Annotated in this window: 39 protein-coding genes; 37 read left to right on the top strand and 2 right to left on the bottom strand. The window is 40.5% G+C overall.

The annotated features are described in order from the left end of the window. Positions 1–31 precede the first annotated feature (31 nt). From tuf to rpsI, 37 genes are all read left to right on the top strand, one after another. Positions 32–1,219, top strand: a complete 1,188-nt coding sequence (tuf, locus tag RRV45_RS00675; protein ID WP_315666871.1) for an elongation factor Tu — start codon at positions 32–34, stop codon at positions 1,217–1,219. 410 nt (positions 1,220–1,629) lie between these two features. Further along, positions 1,630–1,938, top strand: coding sequence for a 30S ribosomal protein S10 (rpsJ, locus tag RRV45_RS00680; RefSeq protein ID WP_009336571.1), 309 nt, complete (start codon positions 1,630–1,632; stop codon positions 1,936–1,938). Between the two features lie 41 nt (positions 1,939–1,979). Then, positions 1,980–2,606, top strand: coding sequence for a 50S ribosomal protein L3 (gene rplC / locus RRV45_RS00685; RefSeq protein ID WP_315666872.1), 627 nt, complete (start codon positions 1,980–1,982; stop codon positions 2,604–2,606). 27 nt (positions 2,607–2,633) lie between these two features. Further along, positions 2,634–3,257 (top strand): 50S ribosomal protein L4, encoded by a 624-nt coding sequence (gene rplD / locus RRV45_RS00690; RefSeq protein WP_315666873.1) that lies wholly within the window; start codon positions 2,634–2,636, stop codon positions 3,255–3,257. After that, positions 3,254–3,541 carry a 50S ribosomal protein L23 gene (rplW, locus tag RRV45_RS00695; protein ID WP_315668898.1) on the top strand — a complete coding sequence of 96 codons (288 nt, stop codon included), beginning with the start codon at positions 3,254–3,256 and terminating at the stop codon, positions 3,539–3,541. The genes rplD and rplW overlap by 4 nt, the downstream gene beginning before the upstream one ends. A 25-nt stretch (positions 3,542–3,566) precedes the next feature. Beyond that, on the top strand, positions 3,567–4,397 hold the full coding sequence (gene rplB, locus RRV45_RS00700; protein ID WP_315666874.1) for a 50S ribosomal protein L2: 831 nt from the start codon (positions 3,567–3,569) through the stop codon (positions 4,395–4,397). Positions 4,398–4,457: 60 nt separating this feature from the next. Next, positions 4,458–4,736, top strand: coding sequence for a 30S ribosomal protein S19 (gene rpsS / locus RRV45_RS00705; protein ID WP_066301517.1), 279 nt, complete (start codon positions 4,458–4,460; stop codon positions 4,734–4,736). Between the two features lie 18 nt (positions 4,737–4,754). After that, the gene (gene rplV, locus RRV45_RS00710) at positions 4,755–5,096 is read left to right on the top strand and encodes a 50S ribosomal protein L22 (protein ID WP_009336582.1); all 342 of its coding nucleotides are present in this window, start codon (positions 4,755–4,757) and stop codon (positions 5,094–5,096) included. Between the two features lie 3 nt (positions 5,097–5,099). Then, positions 5,100–5,756, top strand: coding sequence for a 30S ribosomal protein S3 (gene rpsC / locus RRV45_RS00715; protein WP_315666875.1), 657 nt, complete (start codon positions 5,100–5,102; stop codon positions 5,754–5,756). Between the two features lies 1 nt (position 5,757). Continuing rightward, positions 5,758–6,192 carry a 50S ribosomal protein L16 gene (gene rplP / locus RRV45_RS00720; protein WP_315666876.1) on the top strand — a complete coding sequence of 145 codons (435 nt, stop codon included), beginning with the start codon at positions 5,758–5,760 and terminating at the stop codon, positions 6,190–6,192. Beyond that, entirely contained in the window at positions 6,182–6,382 is a 201-nt protein-coding gene (gene rpmC, locus RRV45_RS00725) for a 50S ribosomal protein L29 (protein ID WP_057776544.1), read from the top strand. The genes rplP and rpmC overlap by 11 nt, the downstream gene beginning before the upstream one ends. A gap of 21 nt (positions 6,383–6,403) precedes the next feature. Then, on the top strand, positions 6,404–6,667 hold the full coding sequence (gene rpsQ, locus RRV45_RS00730) for a 30S ribosomal protein S17 (RefSeq protein ID WP_066301504.1): 264 nt from the start codon (positions 6,404–6,406) through the stop codon (positions 6,665–6,667). A 40-nt stretch (positions 6,668–6,707) separates the two neighbouring features. Beyond that, entirely contained in the window at positions 6,708–7,076 is a 369-nt protein-coding gene (rplN, locus tag RRV45_RS00735) for a 50S ribosomal protein L14 (protein WP_066301501.1), read from the top strand. A gap of 35 nt (positions 7,077–7,111) precedes the next feature. Then, a complete protein-coding gene (gene rplX / locus RRV45_RS00740) occupies positions 7,112–7,423 on the top strand; it encodes a 50S ribosomal protein L24 (RefSeq protein ID WP_066301496.1) in 312 nt (103 codons plus the stop codon). A 26-nt stretch (positions 7,424–7,449) separates the two neighbouring features. Beyond that, positions 7,450–7,989 (top strand): 50S ribosomal protein L5, encoded by a 540-nt coding sequence (rplE, locus tag RRV45_RS00745; protein ID WP_315666877.1) that lies wholly within the window; start codon positions 7,450–7,452, stop codon positions 7,987–7,989. 25 nt (positions 7,990–8,014) lie between these two features. Next, on the top strand, positions 8,015–8,200 hold the full coding sequence (rpsN, locus tag RRV45_RS00750; protein ID WP_009499044.1) for a 30S ribosomal protein S14: 186 nt from the start codon (positions 8,015–8,017) through the stop codon (positions 8,198–8,200). Between the two features lie 30 nt (positions 8,201–8,230). Next, complete coding sequence (rpsH, locus tag RRV45_RS00755) at positions 8,231–8,629, top strand: 30S ribosomal protein S8 (protein ID WP_066301490.1); 399 nt, start codon at positions 8,231–8,233, stop codon at positions 8,627–8,629. Positions 8,630–8,660: 31 nt separating this feature from the next. Next, a complete protein-coding gene (rplF, locus tag RRV45_RS00760; protein WP_315666878.1) occupies positions 8,661–9,200 on the top strand; it encodes a 50S ribosomal protein L6 in 540 nt (179 codons plus the stop codon). 32 nt (positions 9,201–9,232) lie between these two features. Next, entirely contained in the window at positions 9,233–9,595 is a 363-nt protein-coding gene (gene rplR / locus RRV45_RS00765) for a 50S ribosomal protein L18 (RefSeq protein ID WP_315666879.1), read from the top strand. Positions 9,596–9,619: 24 nt separating this feature from the next. Continuing rightward, the gene (rpsE, locus tag RRV45_RS00770; RefSeq protein WP_315666880.1) at positions 9,620–10,120 is read left to right on the top strand and encodes a 30S ribosomal protein S5; all 501 of its coding nucleotides are present in this window, start codon (positions 9,620–9,622) and stop codon (positions 10,118–10,120) included. 13 nt (positions 10,121–10,133) lie between these two features. Further along, entirely contained in the window at positions 10,134–10,316 is a 183-nt protein-coding gene (gene rpmD, locus RRV45_RS00775) for a 50S ribosomal protein L30 (RefSeq protein ID WP_315666881.1), read from the top strand. A gap of 34 nt (positions 10,317–10,350) precedes the next feature. Next, complete coding sequence (gene rplO, locus RRV45_RS00780) at positions 10,351–10,791, top strand: 50S ribosomal protein L15 (protein ID WP_315666882.1); 441 nt, start codon at positions 10,351–10,353, stop codon at positions 10,789–10,791. Continuing rightward, on the top strand, positions 10,791–12,086 hold the full coding sequence (secY, locus tag RRV45_RS00785; protein WP_315666883.1) for a preprotein translocase subunit SecY: 1,296 nt from the start codon (positions 10,791–10,793) through the stop codon (positions 12,084–12,086). The genes rplO and secY overlap by 1 nt, the downstream gene beginning before the upstream one ends. A 60-nt stretch (positions 12,087–12,146) precedes the next feature. Next, positions 12,147–12,797, top strand: a complete 651-nt coding sequence (locus RRV45_RS00790; RefSeq protein ID WP_315666884.1) for an adenylate kinase — start codon at positions 12,147–12,149, stop codon at positions 12,795–12,797. After that, a complete protein-coding gene (map, locus tag RRV45_RS00795; RefSeq protein ID WP_315666885.1) occupies positions 12,797–13,543 on the top strand; it encodes a type I methionyl aminopeptidase in 747 nt (248 codons plus the stop codon). The genes RRV45_RS00790 and map overlap by 1 nt, the downstream gene beginning before the upstream one ends. Before the next feature lie 300 nt (positions 13,544–13,843). After that, complete coding sequence (gene infA, locus RRV45_RS00800) at positions 13,844–14,062, top strand: translation initiation factor IF-1 (RefSeq protein WP_009336604.1); 219 nt, start codon at positions 13,844–13,846, stop codon at positions 14,060–14,062. 35 nt (positions 14,063–14,097) lie between these two features. Next, positions 14,098–14,211, top strand: a complete 114-nt coding sequence (rpmJ, locus tag RRV45_RS00805) for a 50S ribosomal protein L36 (protein ID WP_152154137.1) — start codon at positions 14,098–14,100, stop codon at positions 14,209–14,211. 21 nt (positions 14,212–14,232) lie between these two features. After that, positions 14,233–14,598, top strand: coding sequence for a 30S ribosomal protein S13 (gene rpsM, locus RRV45_RS00810; RefSeq protein WP_066301463.1), 366 nt, complete (start codon positions 14,233–14,235; stop codon positions 14,596–14,598). A 21-nt stretch (positions 14,599–14,619) separates the two neighbouring features. Continuing rightward, entirely contained in the window at positions 14,620–15,009 is a 390-nt protein-coding gene (gene rpsK, locus RRV45_RS00815; protein WP_057776559.1) for a 30S ribosomal protein S11, read from the top strand. A 173-nt stretch (positions 15,010–15,182) separates the two neighbouring features. Continuing rightward, positions 15,183–16,127, top strand: a complete 945-nt coding sequence (locus RRV45_RS00820) for a DNA-directed RNA polymerase subunit alpha (RefSeq protein WP_315666886.1) — start codon at positions 15,183–15,185, stop codon at positions 16,125–16,127. A 77-nt stretch (positions 16,128–16,204) separates the two neighbouring features. Then, positions 16,205–16,567: a 50S ribosomal protein L17 gene (rplQ, locus tag RRV45_RS00825; RefSeq protein WP_315666887.1), complete on the top strand. Its 363-nt coding sequence runs from the start codon at positions 16,205–16,207 to the stop codon at positions 16,565–16,567. A 568-nt stretch (positions 16,568–17,135) separates the two neighbouring features. Then, positions 17,136–17,978, top strand: a complete 843-nt coding sequence (locus RRV45_RS00830) for an energy-coupling factor ABC transporter ATP-binding protein (protein WP_315666888.1) — start codon at positions 17,136–17,138, stop codon at positions 17,976–17,978. Next, the gene (locus tag RRV45_RS00835; RefSeq protein WP_315666889.1) at positions 17,954–18,823 is read left to right on the top strand and encodes an energy-coupling factor ABC transporter ATP-binding protein; all 870 of its coding nucleotides are present in this window, start codon (positions 17,954–17,956) and stop codon (positions 18,821–18,823) included. The genes RRV45_RS00830 and RRV45_RS00835 overlap by 25 nt, the downstream gene beginning before the upstream one ends. Further along, the gene (locus RRV45_RS00840) at positions 18,820–19,617 is read left to right on the top strand and encodes an energy-coupling factor transporter transmembrane component T family protein (RefSeq protein WP_315666890.1); all 798 of its coding nucleotides are present in this window, start codon (positions 18,820–18,822) and stop codon (positions 19,615–19,617) included. The genes RRV45_RS00835 and RRV45_RS00840 overlap by 4 nt, the downstream gene beginning before the upstream one ends. 15 nt (positions 19,618–19,632) lie before the next feature. Beyond that, a complete protein-coding gene (gene truA, locus RRV45_RS00845) occupies positions 19,633–20,373 on the top strand; it encodes a tRNA pseudouridine(38-40) synthase TruA (protein ID WP_315666891.1) in 741 nt (246 codons plus the stop codon). Between the two features lie 249 nt (positions 20,374–20,622). Further along, positions 20,623–21,060 carry a 50S ribosomal protein L13 gene (gene rplM, locus RRV45_RS00850; protein WP_315666892.1) on the top strand — a complete coding sequence of 146 codons (438 nt, stop codon included), beginning with the start codon at positions 20,623–20,625 and terminating at the stop codon, positions 21,058–21,060. A 21-nt stretch (positions 21,061–21,081) separates the two neighbouring features. Further along, on the top strand, positions 21,082–21,474 hold the full coding sequence (gene rpsI / locus RRV45_RS00855) for a 30S ribosomal protein S9 (protein ID WP_066301440.1): 393 nt from the start codon (positions 21,082–21,084) through the stop codon (positions 21,472–21,474). Positions 21,475–22,192: 718 nt separating this feature from the next. On the opposite strand, the gene RRV45_RS00860 is transcribed toward rpsI, so the two are convergent. Together RRV45_RS00860 and RRV45_RS00865 are read right to left on the bottom strand one after the other, a co-directional pair. Next, positions 22,193–22,711, bottom strand: coding sequence for a nuclease-related domain-containing protein (locus tag RRV45_RS00860; protein WP_315668899.1), 519 nt, complete (start codon positions 22,709–22,711; stop codon positions 22,193–22,195). Positions 22,712–22,985: 274 nt separating this feature from the next. Beyond that, entirely contained in the window at positions 22,986–23,939 is a 954-nt protein-coding gene (locus RRV45_RS00865) for a polysaccharide deacetylase family protein (protein WP_315666893.1), read from the bottom strand. Positions 23,940–24,007: the final 68 nt, after the last annotated feature.

A 24,007-nucleotide genomic window follows, 5' to 3' on the forward strand; every position in this document is an offset into this window, starting at 1 on the left:
AATTTTTATATATTAAAGGAGGATTTTCCTAATGGCTAAAGCTAAATTTGACCGTTCAAAACCCCATGTTAACATTGGTACAATCGGACACGTTGACCATGGTAAAACTACTTTAACTGCTGCTATCACTACTGTTCTTGCAAAGAAAATGGGTGGAGAAGCAAAAGGTTACGACCAAATCGATAACGCTCCAGAAGAAAAAGAGCGTGGAATTACTATCTCAACTTCTCACGTTGAGTACGAAACTGAAAACCGTCACTATGCACACGTTGATTGCCCAGGACACGCTGACTACGTTAAAAACATGATCACTGGTGCTGCTCAAATGGACGGCGGTATCCTAGTAGTATCTGCTGCTGACGGCCCAATGCCACAAACTCGTGAGCACATCCTTCTTTCTCGTCAAGTAGGTGTACCTTACCTTGTTGTATTCATGAACAAGTGTGACATGGTTGACGATGAAGAGCTTCTTGAATTAGTAGAAATGGAAGTTCGTGACCTTCTTTCAGAATACGACTTCCCAGGAGATGACATTCCTGTAGTTAAAGGTTCTGCTCTTAAAGCTCTTGAAGGTGAAGAAGCATGGGAAGAAAAAATCGTTGAGCTTATGGCTGCTGTCGATGAGTATGTTCCAAACCCAACTCGTGACACTGACAAGCCATTCATGATGCCAGTTGAGGACGTATTCTCAATCACTGGTCGTGGAACTGTTGCTACTGGACGTGTTGAGCGTGGAGTAGTTAAAGTTGGAGACGTTGTTGAAATCACTGGTTTCACAGAAGAGCCAAAATCAACTACAGTTACTGGAGTTGAAATGTTCCGTAAATTACTAGATTACGCTGAAGCTGGAGATAACATTGGTGCTCTTCTTCGTGGTGTAGCACGTGAAGATATCCAACGTGGACAAGTGCTTGCTAAGCCAGGTACAATCAAGCCACACACAGTTTTCAAAGCTGAAGTTTACGTATTATCTAAAGAAGAGGGTGGACGTCATACTCCATTCTTCACTAACTACCGTCCTCAGTTCTACTTCCGTACAACTGACGTAACTGGTATTTGTAATCTTCCTGAAGGCGTAGAAATGGTTATGCCTGGAGATAACATTGAAATGCACGTTGAGCTTATCGCTCCAATCGCTATCGAAGAAGGAACTAAGTTCTCAATTCGTGAAGGTGGACGTACAGTAGGCGCTGGCGTTGTTGCTACAATCGTTGAATAATAATTAATGATAGAAACCAGGTGGGTGACGATCCATCTGGTTTTTTATTTTGCGTTTTTTTATAGAGGCTAAGGAAATAACTCTGTTTCTTCTATAAATATATGTTGAATAAAATTATTGCTGATATCAAAATGAATTGAAAATAGATTTATGAAATTATTGGATTCTTCCAGTCACGCTTGAAAAAATGAATGAATGCCGCTATAATAATACGAGTGTGAAAGACATCTAGAAATTGCAGTATTTACTGTTGCAATTCACTTGTGTTTTCTGTATAATAGACAATGTTGGTCTTTGACTGCGATGAAGTGAAAGGTTGCTGACACACCCGGCCGCTTTGCCATGGCGAGTGTGTGGGAAATTTTCACGGAGAATGTCTATTTTAAAATAGGCGAAAAGGAGGGAAAATAATGGCAAAACAAAAAATTCGTATTCGTTTAAAAGCGTATGATCACAGAATCCTTGATCAATCTGCTGAAAAGATTGTTGAGACTGCAAAACGTTCTGGTGCGGCTGTATCTGGTCCGATTCCATTACCGACTGAAAAGTCTATCTACACAATCCTTCGTGCGGTTCATAAGTACAAAGATTCTCGTGAGCAGTTCGAAATGCGTACGCACAAACGTCTAATCGACATCGTTAACCCAACACCACAAACGGTAGATTCACTAATGCGTTTAGATTTACCATCAGGTGTAGATATCGAAATCAAACTTTAATGAAATAAATTTAACTTAACTATCTAGGAGGTGTGACTGAAATGACCAAAGGAATCTTAGGAAGAAAGATTGGTATGACTCAAGTGTTTGCTGAAAACGGTGATTTAATCCCGGTAACAGTAGTTGAGGCAGCTGCTAACGTTGTTCTTCAAAAGAAATCAGTTGAAACTGATGGCTATGAAGCAATCCAAGTCGGATTTGATGACAAACGTGAAAAGCTATCTAACAAACCTGAAAAGGGCCATGTTGCTAAAGCTAACACTGCTCCTAAGCGCTTCGTTCGTGAGTTACGCGGAGTAAATTTAGGAGAATATGAAGTTGGTCAAGAAGTCAAAGTTGATATTTTTGCAGCAGGTGAAACTGTTGATGTAACAGGAATCTCAAAAGGTAAAGGTTTCCAAGGCGCCATTAAACGCCACGGACAATCACGCGGACCAATGTCCCACGGTTCACGTTACCACCGTCGTGTCGGTTCAATGGGTCCTGTTGCTCCAAACCGTGTATTCAAGGGTAAATTATTACCTGGACGCATGGGTGGAGAGCAAGTGACAGTACAAAATCTTGAAATTGTAAAAGTTGACGTTGAACGCAACCTTTTACTAATCAAAGGTAATGTACCTGGAGCTAAAAAAGCTTTATTAAAAATCAAAAGTGCGGTTAAAGCATAGTAATAAGTCGGAAAGGAGGAAATAAGAATGCCGAAAGTAGCATTATTTAACCAAAGCGGATCTCAAGTTGGTGAAATCGAGCTTAATGATACGATCTTTGGTATTGAGCCTAATAACCACGTTTTATTCGAAGCGGTTGTTATGCAAAGAGCTTCTTTACGTCAAGGAACTCACAAAACTAAAATTCGATCTGAAGTAGCAGGCGGCGGTCGCAAGCCATGGCGCCAAAAAGGCACTGGCCGTGCTCGTCAAGGTTCTATCCGTTCACCACAATGGCGTGGCGGTGGTACTGTGTTTGGTCCTGTTCCACGTAGCTACAGCTATAAGCTTCCTAAAAAAGTTCGTCGCTTAGCGATCAAATCAGCATTATCTTCTAAAGTGTTAGCAGAAAACATTTTAGTATTAGAAAGCCTTGCTTTCGAAACTCCAAAAACAAAAGACTTTAAAGGTGTTTTAAAAGGTCTTTCTATTGAATCCAAAGCACTTATTGTAACAGCTGACCTTGATGAAAACGTAGCATTATCTGCTCGTAACATTCCTGGTGTAACTGTTGTAACTGCTACAGGAATCAACGTTCTGGACGTTTTAAATCATGATAAATTAATCATGACGAAGGCAGCAGTTGAAAAAGTAGAGGAGGTGCTTGCATAATGGATGCACGCGATATCATTAAGCGCCCCGTAATTACTGAAGCTTCTTCTGATTTAATGGCAGATAAAAAATATACGTTTGAAGTTGACGTTAGAGCTAATAAAACTCAAGTTAAAGATGCTGTAGAAACTATCTTCGGTGTTAAAGTTGAGAAAGTAAACGTTATGAACTACAAAGGTAAATTCAAGCGTATGGGACGTTTTGGCGGATACACAAACAAACGTCGTAAAGCAATTGTTAAATTAACAGCTGACAGCAAAGAAATAGAATTCTTTGAAGTTTAATATTAATTGAAGAGGAGGGAATAAAATGGCGATTAAAAAGTATAAACCTACCTCTAACGGTCGTCGCGGCATGACAGGTTTCACTTTCGAAGAAATCACTACTGATAAGCCCGAAAAGTCCCTGTTAGCTCCATTAAATAAAAAAGCAGGCCGCAACAACCAAGGTAAGATAACTGTTCGTCATCAAGCCGGCGGTCATAAACGCCAGTATCGTATTATCGACTTTAAACGTAACAAAGATGGCATTCCAGGACGCGTTGCTACGATCGAGTACGATCCAAACCGTTCATCAAGAATTGCACTAATTAACTATGTAGATGGTGAAAAGCGCTACATCCTAGCTCCTAAAAACCTAGAAGTAGGTATGGAAGTAATGTCTGGTCCAGAGGCTGACATTAAAGTGGGTAACGCTCTGCCATTAACAAACATTCCAATGGGTACTGTAATCCATAACATCGAGTTAAAGCCTGGTAAAGGTGGACAATTAGTCCGTTCTGCAGGTACTTCTGCTCAAGTTCTTGGTAAAGAAGGTAAATATGTTCTTGTTCGTCTAAACTCTGGCGAAGTACGTATGATCCTTGCTACTTGCCGTGCAACTATCGGCCAAGTTGGTAACGAGCAACACGAGCTTATTAACATCGGTAAAGCAGGACGTTCCCGCTGGTTAGGTAAGCGCCCAGCTGTTCGTGGATCTGTAATGAACCCTAACGATCACCCACACGGTGGTGGTGAAGGACGTTCACCAATCGGACGTAAGTCTCCAATGACTCCTTGGGGCAAACCAACACTTGGTTTCAAAACACGCAAAAAATCAAACAAGTCGGATAAGTTTATTGTTCGCCGCCGTAAAAAATAACGGGATTGTCCTACGGTTCACGTATGGAACCGTAGATCAATCGCGAAGGGAGGTTCACTCATGGGTCGCAGCTTAAAAAAAGGACCTTTTGTTGATGATCATTTAATGACTAAGATCGAAAAGCTAAATGAAACTGATGGCAAACAAGTTATCAAAACTTGGTCTCGCCGTTCTACGATCTTCCCGCAATTCATCGGACACACAATTGCAGTTTACGATGGTCGTAAACACGTTCCTGTATATGTCACTGAAGACATGGTAGGCCACAAGCTTGGAGAATTTGCTCCAACACGCGCTTACAAAGGGCATGGCAATGATGATAAGAAAACAAGACGTTAATGAGAGGAGGGCATTCTTATGCAAGCTAAAGCTGTTGCAAGAACAGTTCGTATTGCTCCTCGTAAAGCTCGTTTAGTCGTAGATTTAATTCGAGGAAAGCAAGTAGGTGAAGCAGTAGCGATTTTGAACTTAACTCCAAAAGCTGCTTCTCCAATCGTAGAGAAAGTTTTGAAATCTGCATTAGCAAACGCTGAGCACAACTACGAAATGGACGTTAACAATTTAGTGGTTGCTCAAGCATTCGTTGACGAAGGACCAACACTAAAACGTTTCCGTCCTCGTGCAATGGGCCGTGCAAGCCAAATTAACAAACGTACTAGCCATATTACTATCGTTTTATCAGAAAAGAAGGAGGGATAATCAGTGGGTCAAAAAGTAAATCCAGTCGGTTTGCGTATCGGTGTTATCCGTGATTGGGAATCAAAATGGTACGCAGGCAAAGACTATGCTGATCTTTTACACGAAGACCTTAAAGTTCGTGAGTACATCACAAAGCGTCTGAACGATGCTTCTGTATCAAAAGTAGAAATCGAACGTGCAGCTAATCGTATAAACATCACTATTCACACTGCCAAGCCAGGAATGGTTATTGGTAAAGGTGGTACTGAAGTTGAAGCACTTCGTAAAGCTCTTAACTCACTTACTGGCAAACGTGTACACATCAATATTCTTGAAATCAAAAAAGCTGATATCGATGCGAAATTAGTTGCGGAAAACATTGCTCGTCAATTAGAAAACCGCGTATCTTTCCGTCGTGCTCAAAAACAAACTATTCAACGTGCAATGCGCGCTGGTGCGAAAGGTATCAAAACAATGGTATCTGGACGCTTAGGCGGTGCTGATATCGCTCGTTCTGAATCTTACAGCGAAGGAACAGTTCCACTTCATACTCTTCGTGCTGATATCGATTATGCTACAGCTGAAGCTGATACAACTTACGGTAAGCTTGGTGTGAAAGTATGGATTTATCGTGGAGAGGTCCTTCCTACGAAGAAGAAATCTGAGGAAGGAGGCAAATAATATGTTACTGCCTAAACGCGTAAAATATCGTCGTGTGCACCGTGGAAATATGCGCGGTCAATCAAAAGGCGGCACAGAAGTGAATTTCGGTGAATTCGGTCTGCAGGCTACTGAAGCTTCATGGATCACGAACCGTCAAATTGAAGCAGCTCGTATCGCTATGACTCGTTACATGAAACGTGGCGGTAAAGTTTGGATTCAAATATTCCCTCATAAGCCATACACTGCCAAGCCTCTAGAAGTCCGAATGGGTTCCGGTAAGGGTGCTCCTGAAGGATGGGTAGCAGTTGTTAAGCCTGGGAAAGTAATGTTCGAAATTGCAGGTGTTTCTGAAGAAATTGCTCGTGAAGCTCTTCGACTTGCTGCACACAAGCTTCCGCTTAAGTGTAAGTTTGTAAAACGAGAAGAAATTGGTGGTGAATCAAATGAAAGCTAATGATATTCGTGACCTTACCACTGCCGAAATTGAACAAAAAGTCAAATCATTAAAAGAAGAATTATTCAATCTTCGCTTTCAGTTAGCGACTGGCCAGCTTGAGAATACAGCTCGTATTCGTGAAGTACGCAAATCAATCGCTCGTATGAAAACAGTGATTCGTGAAAGAGAAATTGGTTTTTCAAAGTGAAATTGAGAGGAGGTTCGCACAATGAGTGAACGCAACCAACGCAAAGTTTACACTGGGCGTGTTGTTTCAGACAAAATGGATAAGACCGTTACTGTCCTTGTTGAAACTTACAAAAAGCACCCTTTATACGGTAAACGCGTTAAGTACTCTAAAAAATTCAAAGCTCATGATGAGCAAAATACAGCGAAAACTGGCGATATTGTCCGTATTATGGAAACTCGTCCGCTTTCAGCTACAAAACGCTTCCGTCTTGTAGAAGTAGTAGAAAAAGCAGTTATTATCTAATTGTTCGGAAAAGAGTTAATTCCGAAGGGAGGTTACACACATGATTCAACAGGAATCACGTTTGAAAGTTGCAGACAACTCTGGTGCTCGTGAAGTACTTACAATTAAAGTTCTTGGTGGCACTGGCCGCAAATACGCTAACATCGGTGATATTATCGTTTGTACAGTGAAACAAGCAACACCAGGTGGCGTTGTTAAAAAAGGTGATGTTGTTAAAGCAGTAGTTGTTCGGACAAAGAGCGGTGTACGCCGTAATGACGGTACTTACATTCGTTTTGATGAAAACGCATGTGTAATTATTCGTGACGATAAGGGTCCTCGTGGAACTCGTATCTTCGGACCTGTTGCTCGTGAACTACGCGACAGCAACTTCATGAAAATTATTTCTTTAGCTCCAGAAGTTCTATAATTAAAACTAAATTGCCTTTAAGGAGGTGCTTACTGATGCATGTGAAAAAAGGTGACAAAGTTATGGTCATCTCTGGTAAGGATAAAGGCAAAACGGGTGTCATTCTTGCAGCGTTCCCTAAACAAGACCGAGTACTTGTTGAAGGAGTAAACATTGTGAAAAAACATTCCAAGCCATCCCAAGTGAATCCGCAAGGCGGAATCATTAGCCAAGAGGCTCCGATTCATGTGTCAAACGTTATGCCTGTCGACCCTAAGTCTGGCAACCCAACACGGGTAGGCTATAAAACGGTTGATGGCAAAAAAGTACGTGTAGCAACAAAATCCGGTGAAGTTCTAGATAAATAGTTTATAGAAGAAGGGAGGTACAATGAATGAGCCGCCTAAAAGAAAAGTATACAAAAGAAATTACTCCTGCTCTTATGAGCAAGTTCAACTATAAATCAGTTATGCAAGTACCTGCGATTGATAAAATCGTTATCAACATGGGTGTTGGTGATGCTGTTCAAAACGCTAAAGCATTAGACAATGCGGTTGAGGAATTAGCGCTAATTGCTGGTCAAAAACCAGTTGTTACTCGTGCAAAAAACTCCATCGCTGGATTCCGTCTTCGTGAAGGTATGCCGATCGGTGCTAAAGTTACACTTCGTGGAAAACGTATGTATGAGTTCTTCGATAAGTTAGTCTCTGTATCACTTCCACGTGTACGTGACTTCCGCGGAATTTCCAAAAAGTCATTCGATGGACGTGGAAACTATACTTTAGGTGTTAAAGAGCAGTTAATCTTCCCTGAGATTGATTACGATAAAGTAAACAAAGTTCGTGGTATGGATATTGTTATCGTAACTACAGCTAATACTGATGAAGAAGCTCGTGAACTTTTAACTCAATTTGGAATGCCGTTCCAAAAGTAATCGCTAAATAGAGGGAGGCGAAAACGTGGCTAAAAAGTCAATGATTGCGAAACAAAAACGCACGCCTAAATACAAGGTACAAGAATACACACGCTGCGAACGTTGCGGACGTCCACATTCTGTTTACCGTAAATTTAAGCTTTGCCGTATCTGTTTCCGTGAATTAGCATATAAAGGTCAAATTCCTGGCGTGAAAAAAGCTAGCTGGTAAACCTATAGGTTTAGGAAGGAGGTAAAAACAATGGTCATGACAGATCCAATTGCAGATTTGCTAACTCGCATCCGTAATGCGAATATGGTACGTCACGAAAAATTAGAAGTTCCTGCTTCTAATATCAAAAAAGAAATCGCTGATATCCTTAAGCGTGAAGGTTTCGTACGCGATGTTGAGTTTATTGAAGACAACAAACAAGGAATCATCCGCATTTTCTTAAAATACGGTTCAAACAACGAACGTGTAATCACTGGTCTAAAGCGTATTAGCAAACCTGGACTTCGTGTATATGCAAAAGCTGATGAAGTTCCACGTGTACTTAACGGCCTTGGAATTGCACTAGTTTCTACTTCTCAAGGAGTTCTTTCAGATAAAGAAGCTCGCGCAAAACAAGTTGGCGGAGAAGTTTTAGCATACGTTTGGTAATAGAGTTTCTTAATGAATGGAGGTGCAATAAATGTCTCGTATAGGTAAAAAACCAATTGAAGTTCCAACGGGTGTTACAATTAACATCGATAGTAAAAACACTGTTACAGTAAAGGGCCCTAAAGGTGAACTTACTCGTTCATTCAGCCCAGACATGATGATCCAACTGGAAGAGAGCGTACTTACAGTTTCTCGTCCATCTGAGTCAAAAGAACACCGTACTTTACACGGTACAACTCGTGCATTACTTTCTAACATGGTTGAAGGTGTATCCAAAGGCTTTGAAAAAGGTCTTGAGCTAATCGGGGTCGGATACCGTGCTCAAAAGCAAGGTACTAAACTTGTACTAAACGTAGGATACTCTCACCCTGTTGAAATCGAACCTGAAGCTGGCGTGGAAGTTGAAGTTCCATCTAACACAAAGGTTATCGTTAAAGGTATCAATAAAGAACGTGTTGGTGCTTTAGCAGCTAACATTCGTGATGTTCGTCCTCCAGAGCCTTACAAAGGAAAAGGTATCCGTTATGAAGGCGAATATGTGCGTCGTAAAGAAGGTAAAACTGGTAAGTAATGCCGCATAGGTAAACGAAAGGAGTGACTTAAATGATTACGAAGGCTGACAAAAATGCAGTTCGTAAGAAAAGACATGGCCGTGTACGCGCTAAACTTTCTGGAACTGAAGCTCGTCCTCGTTTAAACGTGTTCCGCTCTAATAAGCATATTTATGCTCAATTAGTTGACGATGTTAAGGGAGTTACTTTAGCAAGTGCTTCTACTTTAGATAAAGAAGTAAGTCTAGAATCTGCTGGCAATGTTGATGCAGCGACTAAGGTCGGAGAATTAGTTGCAAAGCGTGCTGTTGAAAAAGGCATCAAAGCTGTCGTATTTGACCGTGGAGGATACCTCTATCATGGCCGCGTTAAAGCATTAGCTGATGCTGCACGCGAAAACGGTTTAGAATTTTAATAGACAAAGGAGGGACACAAAAAGATGCGTCGTATTGATCCAAACAAACTTGAACTTGAAGAACGCGTAGTTACGGTTAATCGTGTTGCGAAGGTTGTTAAAGGTGGACGTCGTTTTCGTTTCTCTGCTCTTGTAGTAGTAGGTGACAAAAACGGTCATGTCGGCTTTGGTACTGGTAAAGCACAAGAAGTACCAGAAGCAATTCGTAAAGCGATTGAAGATGCTAAGAAAAACTTAATCGAAGTACCAATGGTTGGAACAACGATTCCTCACCAAGTTATTGGTAACTTCGGTGCAGGGGAAGTACTTCTAAAACCTGCATATGAAGGTACTGGAGTTATCGCTGGTGGACCAGTTCGTGCGGTACTTGAATTAGCTGGTATTGGTGATATTCTTTCTAAATCTTTAGGAACAAACACACCAATCAATATGGTTCGAGCTACTTTGAACGGTTTAACACAATTAAAACGTGCTGAGGACGTAGCTAAATTACGTGGTAAATCAGTAGAAGAACTGTTAGGATAAGGAGGGAAATCAAATGGCGAATAAACTAGCAATTACCCTCACTCGCAGCGTGATTGGCCGCCCAGGGGACCAACGCGAAACAGTTAAAGCTCTTGGCTTACGTAAAATGCACCAAACAGTTGAGCATCAAGATAATCCGGCTATTCGCGGAATGATCAATAAAGTTGCTCACCTTGTTACGGTAAAAGAAATATAATATTCACTCTTCTACAAAATAAGGAGGTGCCAACATGAAACTTCATGAATTAAAGCCTGCAGAAGGTTCACGCGGGGAGCGTAAACGTAAAGGCCGTGGAATCGGTTCTGGTAATGGTAAAACTGCTGGTAAAGGTCATAAAGGTCAAAATGCTCGTTCTGGCGGCGGAGTACGCCCTGGTTTCGAGGGTGGTCAAACACCTTTATTCCAACGTTTACCGAAACGTGGTTTTACAAACATTAACCGTAAAGAATATGCGGTAGTGAACCTTGATGCTCTAAATCGTTTTGAAGAAGGAACGGAAGTAACTCCTGAACTTCTTATCGAAACAGGTGTAGTCAGCAAGGAAAAAGCAGGAATCAAGATTCTTGCAAAAGGCAAAGTTGAGAAAAAGCTTACTGTTAAAGCTCATAAATTCTCCTCTGCTGCAAAGGAAGCGATTGAAGCTGCCGGCGGTCAAACTGAGGTGATTTAATGTTTCAGACAATCTCCAATTTTATGCGCGTGGGTGATATAAGAAGAAAGATCATATTCACCCTTTTAATGCTGGTTGTATTCCGCATCGGTACATTTATACCGGTACCAGGCGTGAATGCGGAGTTTTTGAAGTCACAAGATCAATTTAATGTATTTGGTCTTCTAAATACATTTGGCGGCGGAGCATTAATGAATTTCTCCATATTGGCAATGGGAATCATGCCTTATATCACGGCATCCATTATCATTCAGCTTTTACAAATGGACGTTGTTCCTAAGTTTACTGAATGGTCAAAGCAAGGAGAAGTGGGACGTCGTAAGTTAGCTCAGTTTACCCGCTATTTTACAATTGTACTTGGTTTCATCCAAGGTTTTGGTATGTCCTATGGGTTTAATAACCTGGCAGGTGGGCAGCTGATTGAAAATCCAGGCATTGGAAGCTATCTTCTGATTACAACTGTATTAACGGCTGGAACTGCATTTTTAATGTGGTTAGGTGAGCAAATTACATCTAAAGGTGTTGGGAATGGAATCTCTATCATCATCTTTGCTGGGATCGTAGCTGGTATTCCATCAACACTTAACCAAATCTACGCTCAGCAATTTGAAAATGCTGGAGAGCAGCTATTCCTTCGCATCGTTACAGTCGTATTAATTGCTATTGCTGTTGTTGCTATCATTGTAGGTACCATTTTTATTCAGCAGGCTTTAAGGAAAATTCCTATTCAGTATGCAAAAAGAATGGTAGCAGGCAAAAGCCCTGTTGGAGGTCAATCCTCACACTTACCTTTAAAAGTAAACGCTGCTGGTGTTATTCCGGTTATCTTCGCTGTTTCTTTTATTGTTACTCCTAGAACAATTGCCTCGTTCTTCGAGCAAAATGATGTAACACTCTGGATTCAACGAGTATTTGACTACTCACATCCAATTGGAATGGTAGTGTACAGTGTACTTATCATTGCCTTTACTTATTTCTATGCTTTCATTCAAGTGAATCCGGAACAGGTTTCTGATAACTTGAAGAAGCAGGGTGGGTATATTCCTGGCATCCGACCAGGAAAAAATACGCAAGAGTATTTAACGCGCGTTCTCTATCGTTTAACATTTGTAGGTGCCTTATTCCTGACAGCTATTGCGATTCTGCCAGTTATATTCATTAATATTGCCGGCTTGCCGGAATCAGCTCAAATTGGAGGAACTAGCTTACTCATTGTTGTCGGTGTTGCACTAGAAACGATGAAGCAACTAGAGGCTCAGCTTGTTAAACGTCACTATAAAGGCTTTATTAAATAATTTGGTTTTTAGGGAACCACGAAGGTCCCTAAAAGCCAATCATATTTAGGGGGATTTCACATGAACCTAGTATTAATGGGGCTCCCTGGTGCCGGAAAAGGTACACAAGCAGAAAAGATTGTCGCTAAATACGGCATCCCTCATATCTCTACTGGAGATATGTTCCGTGCAGCCATCAAGGATGAAACGGAACTTGGCCTTCAGGCAAAATCATTCATGGACAAAGGCGAACTTGTTCCTGATGAAGTAACAATCGGCATTGTCCGCGAAAGATTATCCAAGGACGACTGCCAGAAGGGCTTCCTGCTCGACGGCTTTCCTCGAACTGTTGCTCAAGCAGAAGCATTAGAAAATATCCTTGTGGGACTAGACAAACAGATTAACTACGTGATTAATATTGATGTTGATAATAGTATTCTTATGGATCGCCTTACTGGCCGTCGCATCTGTAAAGATTGCGGTGCTACTTATCATCTTGTTTTCAATCCTCCTGGAAAAGAGGGAGTATGCGATCGCTGCAACGGAGAGCTGTATCAGCGTGCTGATGATAATGAGGAAACTGTGAAGAATCGCTTAGATGTTAATATTAAACAAACAAAACCACTGCTCGATTTTTACGAAACAAAAGGTTATTTGCGCAATATTGATGGGCAGCAGGAAATAGATAAAGTATTTTCTGAGGTCAACCAATTACTTGAGGGTTTGCAATAATGATCATTTGCAAAACACCGCGTGAAATTGGAATTATGCGCGAGGCTGGTAAAATCGTAGCATTAACTCATGAGGAACTGAAAAAACATATTGCGCCCGGCATTACAACGTTAGAGCTAGATGCAATTGCGGAACAGTTTATTCGAAAACACGATGCAATTCCATCCTTTAAAGGTTATAATGGCTTTCGCGGCAGCGTTTGTGTTTCAGTTAACAATGAGCTTGTCCATGGCATTCCTAGTAATCGGGTATTAAAGAATGGCGATATTATTAGCGTTGATATCGGTGCTAAATATAACGGTTATCATGGTGATTCTGCTTGGACGTATCCTGTAGGTTCAATTGATAAGGAAACTCAAGTTCTTCTTGATGTGACCGAGGAATCATTATATAAGGGCCTTATGGAAGCTAAACCAGGTGTGCGTCTGTCGAACATCTCACATGCGATTCAAACGTATGCGGAATCATTTGGTTTTTCCATTGTACGTGAGTATGTGGGTCATGGAATCGGGCAAGACTTACATGAGGATCCGCAAATTCCTCATTATGGTCCCCCAGATAAGGGCCCGCGTTTAAAACCAGGAATGGTTCTTTGTATTGAACCCATGGTGAATGCAGGAAGCCGATATGTGAAAACGTTAGAAGACAATTGGACAGTTGTGACGGTAGACGGCAAAATGTGTGCCCATTTTGAGCATACGATTGCGATCACCGAAACAGGCTATGAGATTCTTACCAAAGCTTAAGTCAGGTTATATATCTCACTGTTAATGCAATTTGTTCTGCTTTTAGTCAAACCGTATTGGTTCTTTGCGGACTAGATGCTATTGATGTGGTATAATAATAAGGTTGTTGTATGGCTGATATTTTTCTAAGATTCATCTTAAGAATACACCAGACTGCATCTGTAAATTTATTGATCATGCATCTCCAGAAGTTCAGGAAGTTTACAAGAATCCGGTTGTGTAATGGATGGAATACACTTTGATTTTTATGCACAGTAAAGAAATGAATTCGTATATATTTGAAAAAGGGGGACTTGTTCGATGGCGAAAGACGATGTAATTGAAATAGAAGGTACTGTTGTTGACACTTTGCCAAATGCCATGTTTAAAGTAGAATTAGAGAATGGTCATACTGTACTTGCTCATGTTTCTGGGAAAATTCGCATGCACTTCATTCGAATTCTGCCTGGAGATAAGGTAACAGTTGAGCTTTCTCCATATGACTTAACTCGCGGAAGAATCACTTATCGTTTTAAATAACCACTGCACTCCGTACTACTAAGGAGGTTAGGATAATGAAAGTAAGACCATCAGTTAAACCAATCTGCGAAAAGTGTAAAATTATCCGCAGACGTGGAAAAGTTATGGTTATCTGTGAAAACCCTAAACATAAACAAAAACAAGGCTAAAAACAAGGAGGTGCGCAAAGAATGGCACGTATTGCTGGTGTAGATATTCCACGTGAAAAACGTGTAGTAATCTCATTAACTTACATCTATGGGATTGGTAAAGAAACAGCTAAGAAAGTTTTATCAGAGGCTGGTGTTTCTGAAGACACTCGTGTTCGTGATTTAACTGAAGATGAATTAAATAAAATCCGTGAAGTCATCGATAAATTAAAAGTTGAAGGTGACCTTCGCCGTGAAGTATCACTTAACATCAAGCGTCTAATGGAAATCGGATGCTACCGCGGTCTTCGTCACCGTCGTGGTTTACCTGTTCGTGGACAAAATACTAAGAACAATGCTCGTACACGCAAAGGTCCTCGTAAGACTGTAGCGAACAAGAAGAAATAATCAGTAAAGGAGGTACTTTAAATGGCACGTAAAACTAATACACGCAAACGCCGTGTGAAAAAGAATATTGAACAAGGTGTTGCTCACATTCGTTCTACTTTCAATAACACAATTGTAACTATTACTGACGCTCATGGGAATGCACTTTCATGGTCAAGCGCTGGCGCATTAGGTTTTAAAGGTTCTCGTAAATCTACTCCTTTTGCAGCGCAAATGGCAGCTGAAACTGCAGCGAAGGCTTCTATGGAGCATGGAATGAAAACTCTAGAAGTAACTGTTAAAGGACCTGGTGCAGGTCGTGAAGCTGCAATCCGTGCACTTCAAGCTGCTGGTTTAGAAGTTACTGCAATTAGAGACGTAACTCCAGTTCCTCATAATGGTTGCCGTCCACCAAAACGTCGCCGTGTATAATTTTTCTGTATAATTTTTGTATCCTTGTCTATAATGGGATATGATGGAAAAGTTTTTTGCTTTTATACAGACTATTATTCAAGTTGTTGTGCGCAAAACGGGAACGTATACATGGGGAATTTCGGTTATGAATATAGCCGGGGTTTCGACGTTTTGAAGGAGGGTGTATTTTCATGATCGAAATAGAAAAACCAAAAATCGAAACGGTTGAGATCAGCGATGATGCCAAGTACGGGAAGTTCGTTGTAGAGCCACTTGAGCGTGGATATGGTACAACTTTGGGTAACTCCTTACGTCGTATCCTTTTATCCTCACTTCCTGGTGCCGCAGTTACATCAATTCAAATTGATGGGGTACTTCATGAGTTCTCAACAATTGAAGGCGTCGTAGAGGATGTAACATCTATTATTTTGAACATCAAAAAGCTTGCACTGAAAATCTACTCTGACGAAGAGAAGACGCTTGAAATTGATGTACAGGGCGAGGGTGCTGTTAAGGCTTGTGATATTACTCACGACAGTGATGTTGAAATTCTGAATCCAGATCTTCACATTGCAACTTTAGGCACAAATGGCCATTTACGCATGCGTTTAACTGCTAAGCGCGGCCGTGGATATACGCCGGCTGTCCAAAATAAAAGAGAAGATCAGCCAATTGGTGTCATTCCAATCGATTCAATCTATACACCAGTTTCACGTGTTTCTTTCCAAGTAGAGAATACACGAGTAGGCCAAATGACTAACTATGATAAGTTAACATTTGACGTTTGGACTGACGGAAGTACTGGTCCTCAAGATGCTGTTGCACTTGGTGCTAAGGTTTTAACTGAGCATTTGAATATCTTCGTTGGTTTAACAGACGAAGCGCAAAATGCTGAAATTATGGTTGAAAAAGAAGAAGATCAAAAAGAAAAAGTACTTGAGATGACGATCGAAGAATTAGATTTATCTGTTCGTTCATACAACTGTTTAAAACGTGCTGGTATCAATACCGTTCAAGAATTAGCTAATAAAACGGAAGAAGATATGATGAAGGTTCGTAACTTAGGCAGAAAGTCTCTTGAGGAAGTTAAACACAAACTAGAAGAGCTTGGGTTAGGCCTACGAAAAGATGATTGATAAGCAAAGCGTTTTGAAGCATTTTTAAGTAGCTACTAAAGCTTAAAGAATCACTTCAACAAAGGAGGGAAACTTTCATGGGATACAGAAAGTTAGGACGTACTAGCTCTCAACGTAAAGCTATGCTACGTGACTTAGCAACAGACTTAATCATCAACGAGCGTATTGAAACAACTGAAGCTCGTGCGAAAGAACTTCGTTCAGTTGTTGAGAAAATGATCACTCTTGGAAAGCGCGGCGATCTTCACGCTCGTCGTCAAGCAGCTGCATTTGTTCGTAATGAGGTAGCTAACGCTGAGAATAATCAAGATGCAGTACAAAAATTATTCAGCGATATCGCTTCTCGCTATGAAGAGCGCCAAGGCGGATATACTCGTATTATGAAGCTTGGACCTCGTCGTGGAGACGGAGCACCAATGGTCATCATCGAGTTAGTATAATTTTTTAACAAAAGGGGCGAGAGACAGTTTATTCAGAAACTTGTTCATTGCCCCTTTTCTATAAAAAACCCTTCTGCCTAAATGTGGCACCCGAGGGATAAAGTAAAAAGTGAGCGTTACGATGAGCATATGGGAGTTTTCTTTACTTTTTGGCTTTAGCCAAATGGTATGTTCATATACCATTCATATGACTGGTCTAGCTCTTGCACCTTTCCGATTTTTTAGCACACGTATAACAGGTGGGGCCTGTTTTTTCGGAAAGGTGCAGGCTTTTTAAATTAAGGAAGTAAAATGACAACTGTTGTATGGGCTTTTAATAGGGAGGCAGATTTGGCATTTTATACAGCTCAGATAACAGATTTGAATTTAGAGATTTTCGTTTCTTTCTTGAGGGAAGTGTAATTTCTGATGTATTTGTTATCAGCATTATTTATATCCACTGTCATACTATTGAAGCTCGCCAATTGTGGCGGGTTTTTTAATAGACAAAAATCCTATATTTGTGTTGATTGTCTGGCAGTACAGTTTAGAATAGAGAGAGATGAGTGAGATGAGGGGAGGAACAACTATGAGCAAGAGACCGCTAGTCCAGCTTAAAAATATCTCATTTCAATATGATATTCAAGCACCGTATGCACTTCAAGATGTGTCCTTTGAGATTTATGAAGGGGAATGGCTTGCGATTGTAGGTCATAATGGCTCTGGCAAGTCTACATTAGCCAAACTGTTAAATGGTTTGCAGTTCCCACAGGAAGGATCCATTACTGTGAACGGTATCCCTTTAACAGAAGAGACAGTTTGGGATACTCGAAAAATTATTGGAATGGTCTTTCAAAACCCAGATAATCAGTTTGTTGGAACGACTGTTCAGGATGATGTGGCTTTTGGTTTGGAAAATAACGGAATTGCTAGAGATGAAATGATAGAAAGAGTTCAAAACTCCTTGGAAAAGGTGAAAATGGCGCAATTTCTCGATCAAGAGCCGCACCATCTATCAGGTGGCCAAAAGCAAAGGGTGGCGATTGCAGGTGTCATTGCTCTTAGGCCTTCCATTATTATTTTAGATGAAGCAACATCCATGTTGGATCCAAGAGGCAGGGAAGAGGTTCTAGAAACTGTTAGGGAGTTAAAAGAAACCAATAATATGACCGTCATTTCCATTACACATGACTTAGAAGAGGCGGCAAAAGCTGATCGCATTATTGTGATGAATAAAGGCAAGCTGTATAAAGAGGGGACGCCGGCTGAAATTTTTCAAATGGATGAAGAGCTGGTGAAGCTGGGATTAGATATTCCCTTTCCTGTCAAAATGAGTAAGCTATTAAAGGAACAAGGCATTTCCTTATCTAGGCATTTTTTATCTGAAGAAGAGTTGGTGACTGAGCTATGGACATCTCACTGCAAAAAGTAGAATATCGCTATCAGGTAAATACCCCTTTTGAACATTTGGCAATTAAGGATGTTTCCATTGATATCCCGTCTGGAACGTTTCTGGCGATAATCGGTCATACAGGCTCGGGAAAATCTACGGTACTTCAGCACTTAAATGCCCTGCTACGGCCAACAGCAGGAAAAGTCGTTGTTGGCGATAAAGAAATCACATCGGATAAAAAGCAAAAAAATCTGAGGGAAGTACGACAAAGAGTCGGCATTGTCTTTCAATTTCCGGAGCATCAATTATTCGAAGAAACGGTAGAGAAGGATATTTGCTTTGGCCCAATGAATTTCGGCGTTTCCGAGGAGGAAGCGAAGAAAAGGGCTAGAATTGCTATCAAGCAAGTAGGGATAGCTGAAGAGATTCTGGAGAAATCCCCGTTTGATTTATCTGGTGGACAAATGCGCAGAGTTGCGATTGCTGGGGTATTAGCTATGGAGCCAGATGTGATCGTCCTGGACGAGCCTACAGCAGGCCTTGATCCGAGAGGGCGTAAGGAAATAATGGATATGTTCCATGCACTTCATCAGGAAAGAAAGCTATCAACCATTCTCGTCACTCACAGTATGGAGGATGCTTCTCGATATGCCGATCAAATTGTGATTATGCATAAAGGAGAAGTGTATAAAAAAGGAACCCCTGAAGAGATTTTCTCATCGCCTGAAGGCTTAATTGAACTTGGGCTGGATGTACCAGAGGTTGTCCGTTTTCAGCAAAAAATTGAAAAGGCCTTTCAAATGAAGTTTCCTCAAACGTGCTTATCTGTTGAAAAGCTAACGGAGGAAATTGCTGCTGTCGTAAAGAGGGGTGACCAAAAATGATGGAGAAAATGATTTTTGGCCGCTATGTACCAGCTCAGTCTGTTATACATCGAATGGATCCGCGTTCCAAGCTGATTGTGATTTTTCTTTTTGTTTGTATCGTTTTTATTGCAAACAACAGTTTCACCTATGGGGCTTTATTGATTTATACTTTTTTAATGGTTTCGATGTCAAAGGTTCCTTTGCGATTCATTCTTACAGGTCTGAAACCTGTTCTTTGGCTTGTGCTATTTACTTTGCTCTTGCATTTGTTTTTGACAAAGGACGGGGAAATTCTCTTTCAAGCAGGCTGGTTTACCATTTATGAAGAGGGATTAAGGCAAGGGCTGTTTATTTCTATGCGCTTTTTCCTGCTGATCCTAATGACGTCTATTCTAACGTTAACAACGACACCCATTGAAATTACAGATGGTCTTGAAAGCTTGCTGCATCCTTTAAATAAAATTAAGTTTCCCGTTCACGAGCTTGCTCTCATGATGTCCATCTCTCTTAGATTTATTCCAACGTTGATGCAGGAGACGGATAAAATTATGAAGGCCCAGACAGCAAGAGGTGTAGATTTTACAAGCGGACCGATTAAAGACAGAGTGAAGGCAATTATTCCACTTCTCATCCCGTTATTTGTCAGTTCCTTTAAACGGGCAGAGGAGCTTGCGACAGCCATGGAAGCAAGGGGATACCGCGGCGGTGAAGGAAGAACCAAATATAGGCAGCTCAGCTGGAGCTTTACCGATTCATCGATGATTGTACTTCTTGGAATTTTAACGATTGTTTTATTCTTATTAAGAACTTAATGGGGACCCTTGATAATGAAAAGAAGGTTTAAGTGTTTAGTAGCTTATGATGGAACCCAGTTCTCTGGCTATCAGGTTCAGCCGAATAAGCGGACTGTACAAAGTGAATTGGAAAGAGTCTTGAAGAAGCTTCATAAAGGGGCGGACATAAAGGTAAGTGCTTCCGGGAGAACGGATGCAGGAGTCCATGCAAGGGGACAGGTCATTCATTTTGACTCTGAGTTAAATATTCCGCTGGATAAGTGGGATATCGCGCTTAATTCTCTTTTGCCTGATGATGTTGTTGTTATGAATACAGAAGAAGTTGATGGCGGATTCCATGCCCGATTTGATGCAAAGGGGAAGGAATACCGGTATTTTATGAATCTTACCACAAAGAGAGATCCTTTTAGCCGAAATTACGCCTTTCAGTACCCTTATCCTTTGAATATTTCAGCAATGAGAGAGGCAGCTGCCTACCTAATTGGAGCTCATGATTTTACGAGCTTCTGCTCTGCCAAGACAGAGGTAGAGGATAAGATTAGGGAACTACAGGAAATTGATCTGAAAGAGGGGGAAGGCTCCCTTGAGTTTCGCTTTGTTGGCAATGGCTTTTTGTATAATATGGTTAGAATTCTGGTGGGCACTCTTCTAGAGGTTGGAGCTGGAGAGAGAGACCCGAATTCCATGCGGGACATTTTAGAAAAAAAGGATCGATCATTTGCGGGAAAAACAGCTCCCGGTCATGGGCTTTATTTGTGGAAGGTTTTTTATTAGTGAAATTTTCAAGAATAAAATTTGAAATTCCTGTAAGAACCACGCGGTCGCGTTGTGAAGGCATTTTTGTGAAAAAAAATGTATCAAAACAACTAAACCACGCGTAACATTTTATTGACATTAGCTGTATAAAAGTGTATCATAGCAAAGGTATTGTTATTAAAACCACGATAAGCCCCGGAACTTATTGTGTCTAAGATAAATGAAACCAATGAAATGATGAAGATGGAATTTTTAGGAGGGAAAATAATGCGTACAACGTTTATGGCGAATGCAAACAATATCGAGCGTAAATGGTACGTGGTTGATGCAGAAGGCAAAACTTTAGGTCGTCTTGCTAGTGAAGTTGCGTCAATTCTACGTGGTAAACATAAACCAACTTACACACCACATGTTGATACTGGTGATCATGTAATTATTCTTAATGCAGCAAAGATCGAATTAACTGGTAATAAATTAAATGACAAAATTTACTACCGTCATACAAACCATCCAGGTGGTTTAAAACAAAGAACTGCTAATGAAATGCGTACGAACTTTCCTGAGAGAATGTTAGAGCTTGCTATTAAAGGCATGCTTCCAAAGAACACTCTTGGTCGTCAAATGTTCAAGAAATTACACGTATATGCTGGCGCTGAACATAAGCACCAAGCACAACAACCTGAAGTTTACGAACTTCGTGGATAATTTATAGGGGAGGTTATTAACTTGGCACAGGTTCAATATATTGGTACTGGTCGTCGTAAGAGCTCCGTTGCACGAGTTCGTTTAGTTCCAGGCGATGGTAAAATTATTATCAATGGTCGTGAAATTACAGATTATATCCCATTTGCAGCATTACGCGCAGTTGTAAACCAACCGCTAGCAGCTACTGAAACTCAAGGCAGCTATGACGTGCATGTAAATGTAAATGGTGGAGGTTACACTGGTCAAGCTGGCGCAATCCGCCACGGTATCGCTCGTGCGTTACTTCAAGCTGATCCAGAATACCGTCCAACACTTAAAGCTGCTGGACTATTAACTCGTGACGCTCGTATGAAAGAACGTAAAAAATACGGTCTTAAAGGCGCTCGTCGTGCACCTCAGTTCTCAAAACGTTAATATTGGCTTTTCAAGGCTCTCAGACCTTTTGGTTTGGGGGTCTTTTTGTGTTGTTAACCTTTATTTCTCCGTGGAGAGGAAAGGGTTGTTCGTGGTAAAAGAGGCGAGGTTTCATTACCCGTAGGAGGGGAAAAAGGGTTTTTCATGGTAAAAGAAAAGAAGTTCTATTGACCACGAAGGGAAATAGTTTTTTTTCGTGGTAAAAGAACTTCAATTGGAAGGCCCTTAAAAGCAAAAGGATACTTATAGTGCCAAGTAAATAAAAATCACATTAAAACAATACTGCAGCTAGTGTTACCTAAGAGTTTTGTTTGTCATTTAATTGCCATTCACACAAAATATCTATGCCGTCTAGATCCAATCGATTTAAAGTTCTGCAGAAGAACCCATCTAATCGTTTTTTTTGACGTAACCACTTTACACCATTCATGAACGGAGCTAGTAGTTATGCTTTTATCCGGAAAAAGCAGCCTAAACTCTTTAATATTGCGTAAGACCGCAGAGTCAATTTCCTCCATACACCTGCATTTAACACATACAATTTCCCTATCTCCAACGGAAACCTCAAAAGATTGACAGGCTGCACAAGGAATTCCCTTTTGAAGTTGATCATACTCATAAGATGGTATTCGGGTATACGGGGATTTAGTCTGATGAAGCGAGATTAAAAGGTCAGAAAGCTTCTTATGATGATTATTAAGCTTTGAGGGTGTTTCATTTAACTTTTTAGAAAGCGATTTAGCTGGGTTGGTAAAATTATCGAAGCATTTAAAGGGGCTTGATATAAAGTGAATTCGGGGTTTACAAAGGTGAGGTATCCTTCAATAGGTAGATTAGTTCCATGATTTTTAAGTAAAGAACGGAGTAATGACTTGCTGCGTTTTAACTGATCCAATGGATTCGTAATTTCAATATTAGATGAGACTCCACGGAATTCTTCTGAATCGTATAGGTAATCACCTTCAAATTTTTTTATTTCTATAAGGAAAATTGTAAGTTGAGAAATGATTAACGTATCAATTTGAAATACAGAGCGGTTAAACTCAAGGCATAAATCATTTAAAATATACAAATCACATTCAAGTTTCGCTGTTAGTTCATCAAAAAATACTTCACCTTGATATCCTTTTTCAAGTTTTAAATAGTACCTTTTATCATTGGGTGTCAAGTTCATTCGTGCATTTAAATACCTGAGAATTTCCAATTCATTTGACACAACACGAGCCTTTACATGCATAATCAAATTTCAGCTCCTATTCATAATTTTCTACACTACTCAATATGGACAAATCTAGCCTTAGTTCTAAAGGTGAAAAGGAAATAAATGGTTGTTGGAAGGGGGGTATCAACGGAGTTTAAGCAAGGGGTTTAGGTCCTTAGTTGTTTCAATGGGTCTACTCTTTTATTGTAGCACAGTCAATAATTTAAATGGAACTATGTTTAAGCCCCAAGCACCTCTTATGGACTAGAGGTACCTGGGGCTTTTCTTATTTTAAAGATATTTTGTCCGACTAATCTACGCGCTTTTCGCTCATCAGTTCGCTGACGGTACTGAGTTTGTATCCTTTTGATTTAATTTCGGTTATCATGCTTTCCAACCCTTCAGCGGTAGGCTTTGTTGGATGCATGAGAACCATTGATCCATTCTCTACCTTCGACACAACCCTTCTAACCATTTCGGAAGCAGCTGGTTTTTTCCAATCAACCGTATCGACTGTCCAGAGAATTGTTTTCATATGAAGACGGTTAGCGACTTGAATGGTGATCTGATTGAAACTCCCGCTTGGTGGGGCAAACCATACTGGTGTAATGCCAAGGGTTTCTTTAATAACATCATTCGTCTTTTTCAACTCCATCATAGTTTCACCCTCAGAACGCTGCTGAAGATTTGGATGACTATAGGCGTGGTTGCCAATCTCATGACCGGCCTCCTTAATCAACTTGGCTAGATCTGGATTCTTTTTAACCCAACTTCCATCGAAAAAAAACGTTGCCTTTGTTTGATGCTTTTTCAAAACATCGAGCATCCCTGGGATGTATTCATTTCCCCAGGCCACATTAATTAAAAAGGCGATCATAGGTTTTTCCGGATTCCCCCTATAAATCGGTTGAGGACCCAGATCTTCTAAATGGACATTTGGCGATATTTCCTTAAAAACAATATCGTTTTTATTGAATTCACCACTTGTTTTCATTTTTTTATAACTTGCATTAATGTCTACACTCAGCCCATTGTAACCGGGTATCGCTTTCCATATTCGATCTACTTTTGCATCGATCGGCTCAATATAGTGCTGATCACTGTATGCCTTAATTTCTCTATAAAGTTGATTGTCTTCATTCATTTCGGACGAAGTTGTAAGTACGACCTCATGATCGGACAAAATTGCCTTAGCATAATATGGGCTGATGAAAGTCCCTAGCAATAAAACGAACGTACTCAATATAATCTGCTTTCGTATCAATGATAACCCTCCATTTTGTATTCTGATGGTATTATGTTTCCCATTCACAAGAATAAAAATAGGTTTGG

Source organism: Bacillus sp. DTU_2020_1000418_1_SI_GHA_SEK_038, from assembly GCF_032341175.1.
GTDB lineage: Bacteria > Bacillota > Bacilli > Bacillales > Cytobacillaceae > Cytobacillus.

Bases quoted from the DNA above. Each gene is read 5' to 3' on its own strand.
- RRV45_RS00835 (WP_315666889.1), top strand. From the start codon at position 17,954: ATGGACATCTCACTGCAAAAAGTAGAATATCGCTATCAGGTAAATACC.
- truA (WP_315666891.1), top strand. From the start codon at position 19,633: ATGAAAAGAAGGTTTAAGTGTTTAGTAGCTTATGATGGAACCCAGTTC.
- rpsQ (WP_066301504.1), top strand. From the start codon at position 6,404: ATGAGTGAACGCAACCAACGCAAAGTTTACACTGGGCGTGTTGTTTCA.
- RRV45_RS00860 (WP_315668899.1), bottom strand. From the start codon at position 22,711: ATGCATGTAAAGGCTCGTGTTGTGTCAAATGAATTGGAAATTCTCAGG.
- RRV45_RS00820 (WP_315666886.1), top strand. From the start codon at position 15,183: ATGATCGAAATAGAAAAACCAAAAATCGAAACGGTTGAGATCAGCGAT.
- rpmD (WP_315666881.1), top strand. From the start codon at position 10,134: ATGGCGAATAAACTAGCAATTACCCTCACTCGCAGCGTGATTGGCCGC.
- RRV45_RS00840 (WP_315666890.1), top strand. From the start codon at position 18,820: ATGATGGAGAAAATGATTTTTGGCCGCTATGTACCAGCTCAGTCTGTT.
- rplV (WP_009336582.1), top strand. From the start codon at position 4,755: ATGCAAGCTAAAGCTGTTGCAAGAACAGTTCGTATTGCTCCTCGTAAA.
- rpsJ (WP_009336571.1), top strand. From the start codon at position 1,630: ATGGCAAAACAAAAAATTCGTATTCGTTTAAAAGCGTATGATCACAGA.
- RRV45_RS00790 (WP_315666884.1), top strand. From the start codon at position 12,147: ATGAACCTAGTATTAATGGGGCTCCCTGGTGCCGGAAAAGGTACACAA.
- map (WP_315666885.1), top strand. From the start codon at position 12,797: ATGATCATTTGCAAAACACCGCGTGAAATTGGAATTATGCGCGAGGCT.
- rplP (WP_315666876.1), top strand. From the start codon at position 5,758: ATGTTACTGCCTAAACGCGTAAAATATCGTCGTGTGCACCGTGGAAAT.
- rplB (WP_315666874.1), top strand. From the start codon at position 3,567: ATGGCGATTAAAAAGTATAAACCTACCTCTAACGGTCGTCGCGGCATG.
- rplE (WP_315666877.1), top strand. From the start codon at position 7,450: ATGAGCCGCCTAAAAGAAAAGTATACAAAAGAAATTACTCCTGCTCTT.
- rpsH (WP_066301490.1), top strand. From the start codon at position 8,231: ATGGTCATGACAGATCCAATTGCAGATTTGCTAACTCGCATCCGTAAT.
- rplD (WP_315666873.1), top strand. From the start codon at position 2,634: ATGCCGAAAGTAGCATTATTTAACCAAAGCGGATCTCAAGTTGGTGAA.
- rpsK (WP_057776559.1), top strand. From the start codon at position 14,620: ATGGCACGTAAAACTAATACACGCAAACGCCGTGTGAAAAAGAATATT.
- secY (WP_315666883.1), top strand. From the start codon at position 10,791: ATGTTTCAGACAATCTCCAATTTTATGCGCGTGGGTGATATAAGAAGA.
- rplC (WP_315666872.1), top strand. From the start codon at position 1,980: ATGACCAAAGGAATCTTAGGAAGAAAGATTGGTATGACTCAAGTGTTT.
- rplO (WP_315666882.1), top strand. From the start codon at position 10,351: ATGAAACTTCATGAATTAAAGCCTGCAGAAGGTTCACGCGGGGAGCGT.
- tuf (WP_315666871.1), top strand. From the start codon at position 32: ATGGCTAAAGCTAAATTTGACCGTTCAAAACCCCATGTTAACATTGGT.
- rplX (WP_066301496.1), top strand. From the start codon at position 7,112: ATGCATGTGAAAAAAGGTGACAAAGTTATGGTCATCTCTGGTAAGGAT.
- rplR (WP_315666879.1), top strand. From the start codon at position 9,233: ATGATTACGAAGGCTGACAAAAATGCAGTTCGTAAGAAAAGACATGGC.
- RRV45_RS00830 (WP_315666888.1), top strand. From the start codon at position 17,136: ATGAGCAAGAGACCGCTAGTCCAGCTTAAAAATATCTCATTTCAATAT.
- infA (WP_009336604.1), top strand. From the start codon at position 13,844: ATGGCGAAAGACGATGTAATTGAAATAGAAGGTACTGTTGTTGACACT.
- rplM (WP_315666892.1), top strand. From the start codon at position 20,623: ATGCGTACAACGTTTATGGCGAATGCAAACAATATCGAGCGTAAATGG.
- rpsE (WP_315666880.1), top strand. From the start codon at position 9,620: ATGCGTCGTATTGATCCAAACAAACTTGAACTTGAAGAACGCGTAGTT.
- rpsS (WP_066301517.1), top strand. From the start codon at position 4,458: ATGGGTCGCAGCTTAAAAAAAGGACCTTTTGTTGATGATCATTTAATG.
- rplF (WP_315666878.1), top strand. From the start codon at position 8,661: ATGTCTCGTATAGGTAAAAAACCAATTGAAGTTCCAACGGGTGTTACA.
- rplQ (WP_315666887.1), top strand. From the start codon at position 16,205: ATGGGATACAGAAAGTTAGGACGTACTAGCTCTCAACGTAAAGCTATG.
- rpsM (WP_066301463.1), top strand. From the start codon at position 14,233: ATGGCACGTATTGCTGGTGTAGATATTCCACGTGAAAAACGTGTAGTA.
- rplN (WP_066301501.1), top strand. From the start codon at position 6,708: ATGATTCAACAGGAATCACGTTTGAAAGTTGCAGACAACTCTGGTGCT.
- rpmC (WP_057776544.1), top strand. From the start codon at position 6,182: ATGAAAGCTAATGATATTCGTGACCTTACCACTGCCGAAATTGAACAA.
- rpmJ (WP_152154137.1), top strand. From the start codon at position 14,098: ATGAAAGTAAGACCATCAGTTAAACCAATCTGCGAAAAGTGTAAAATT.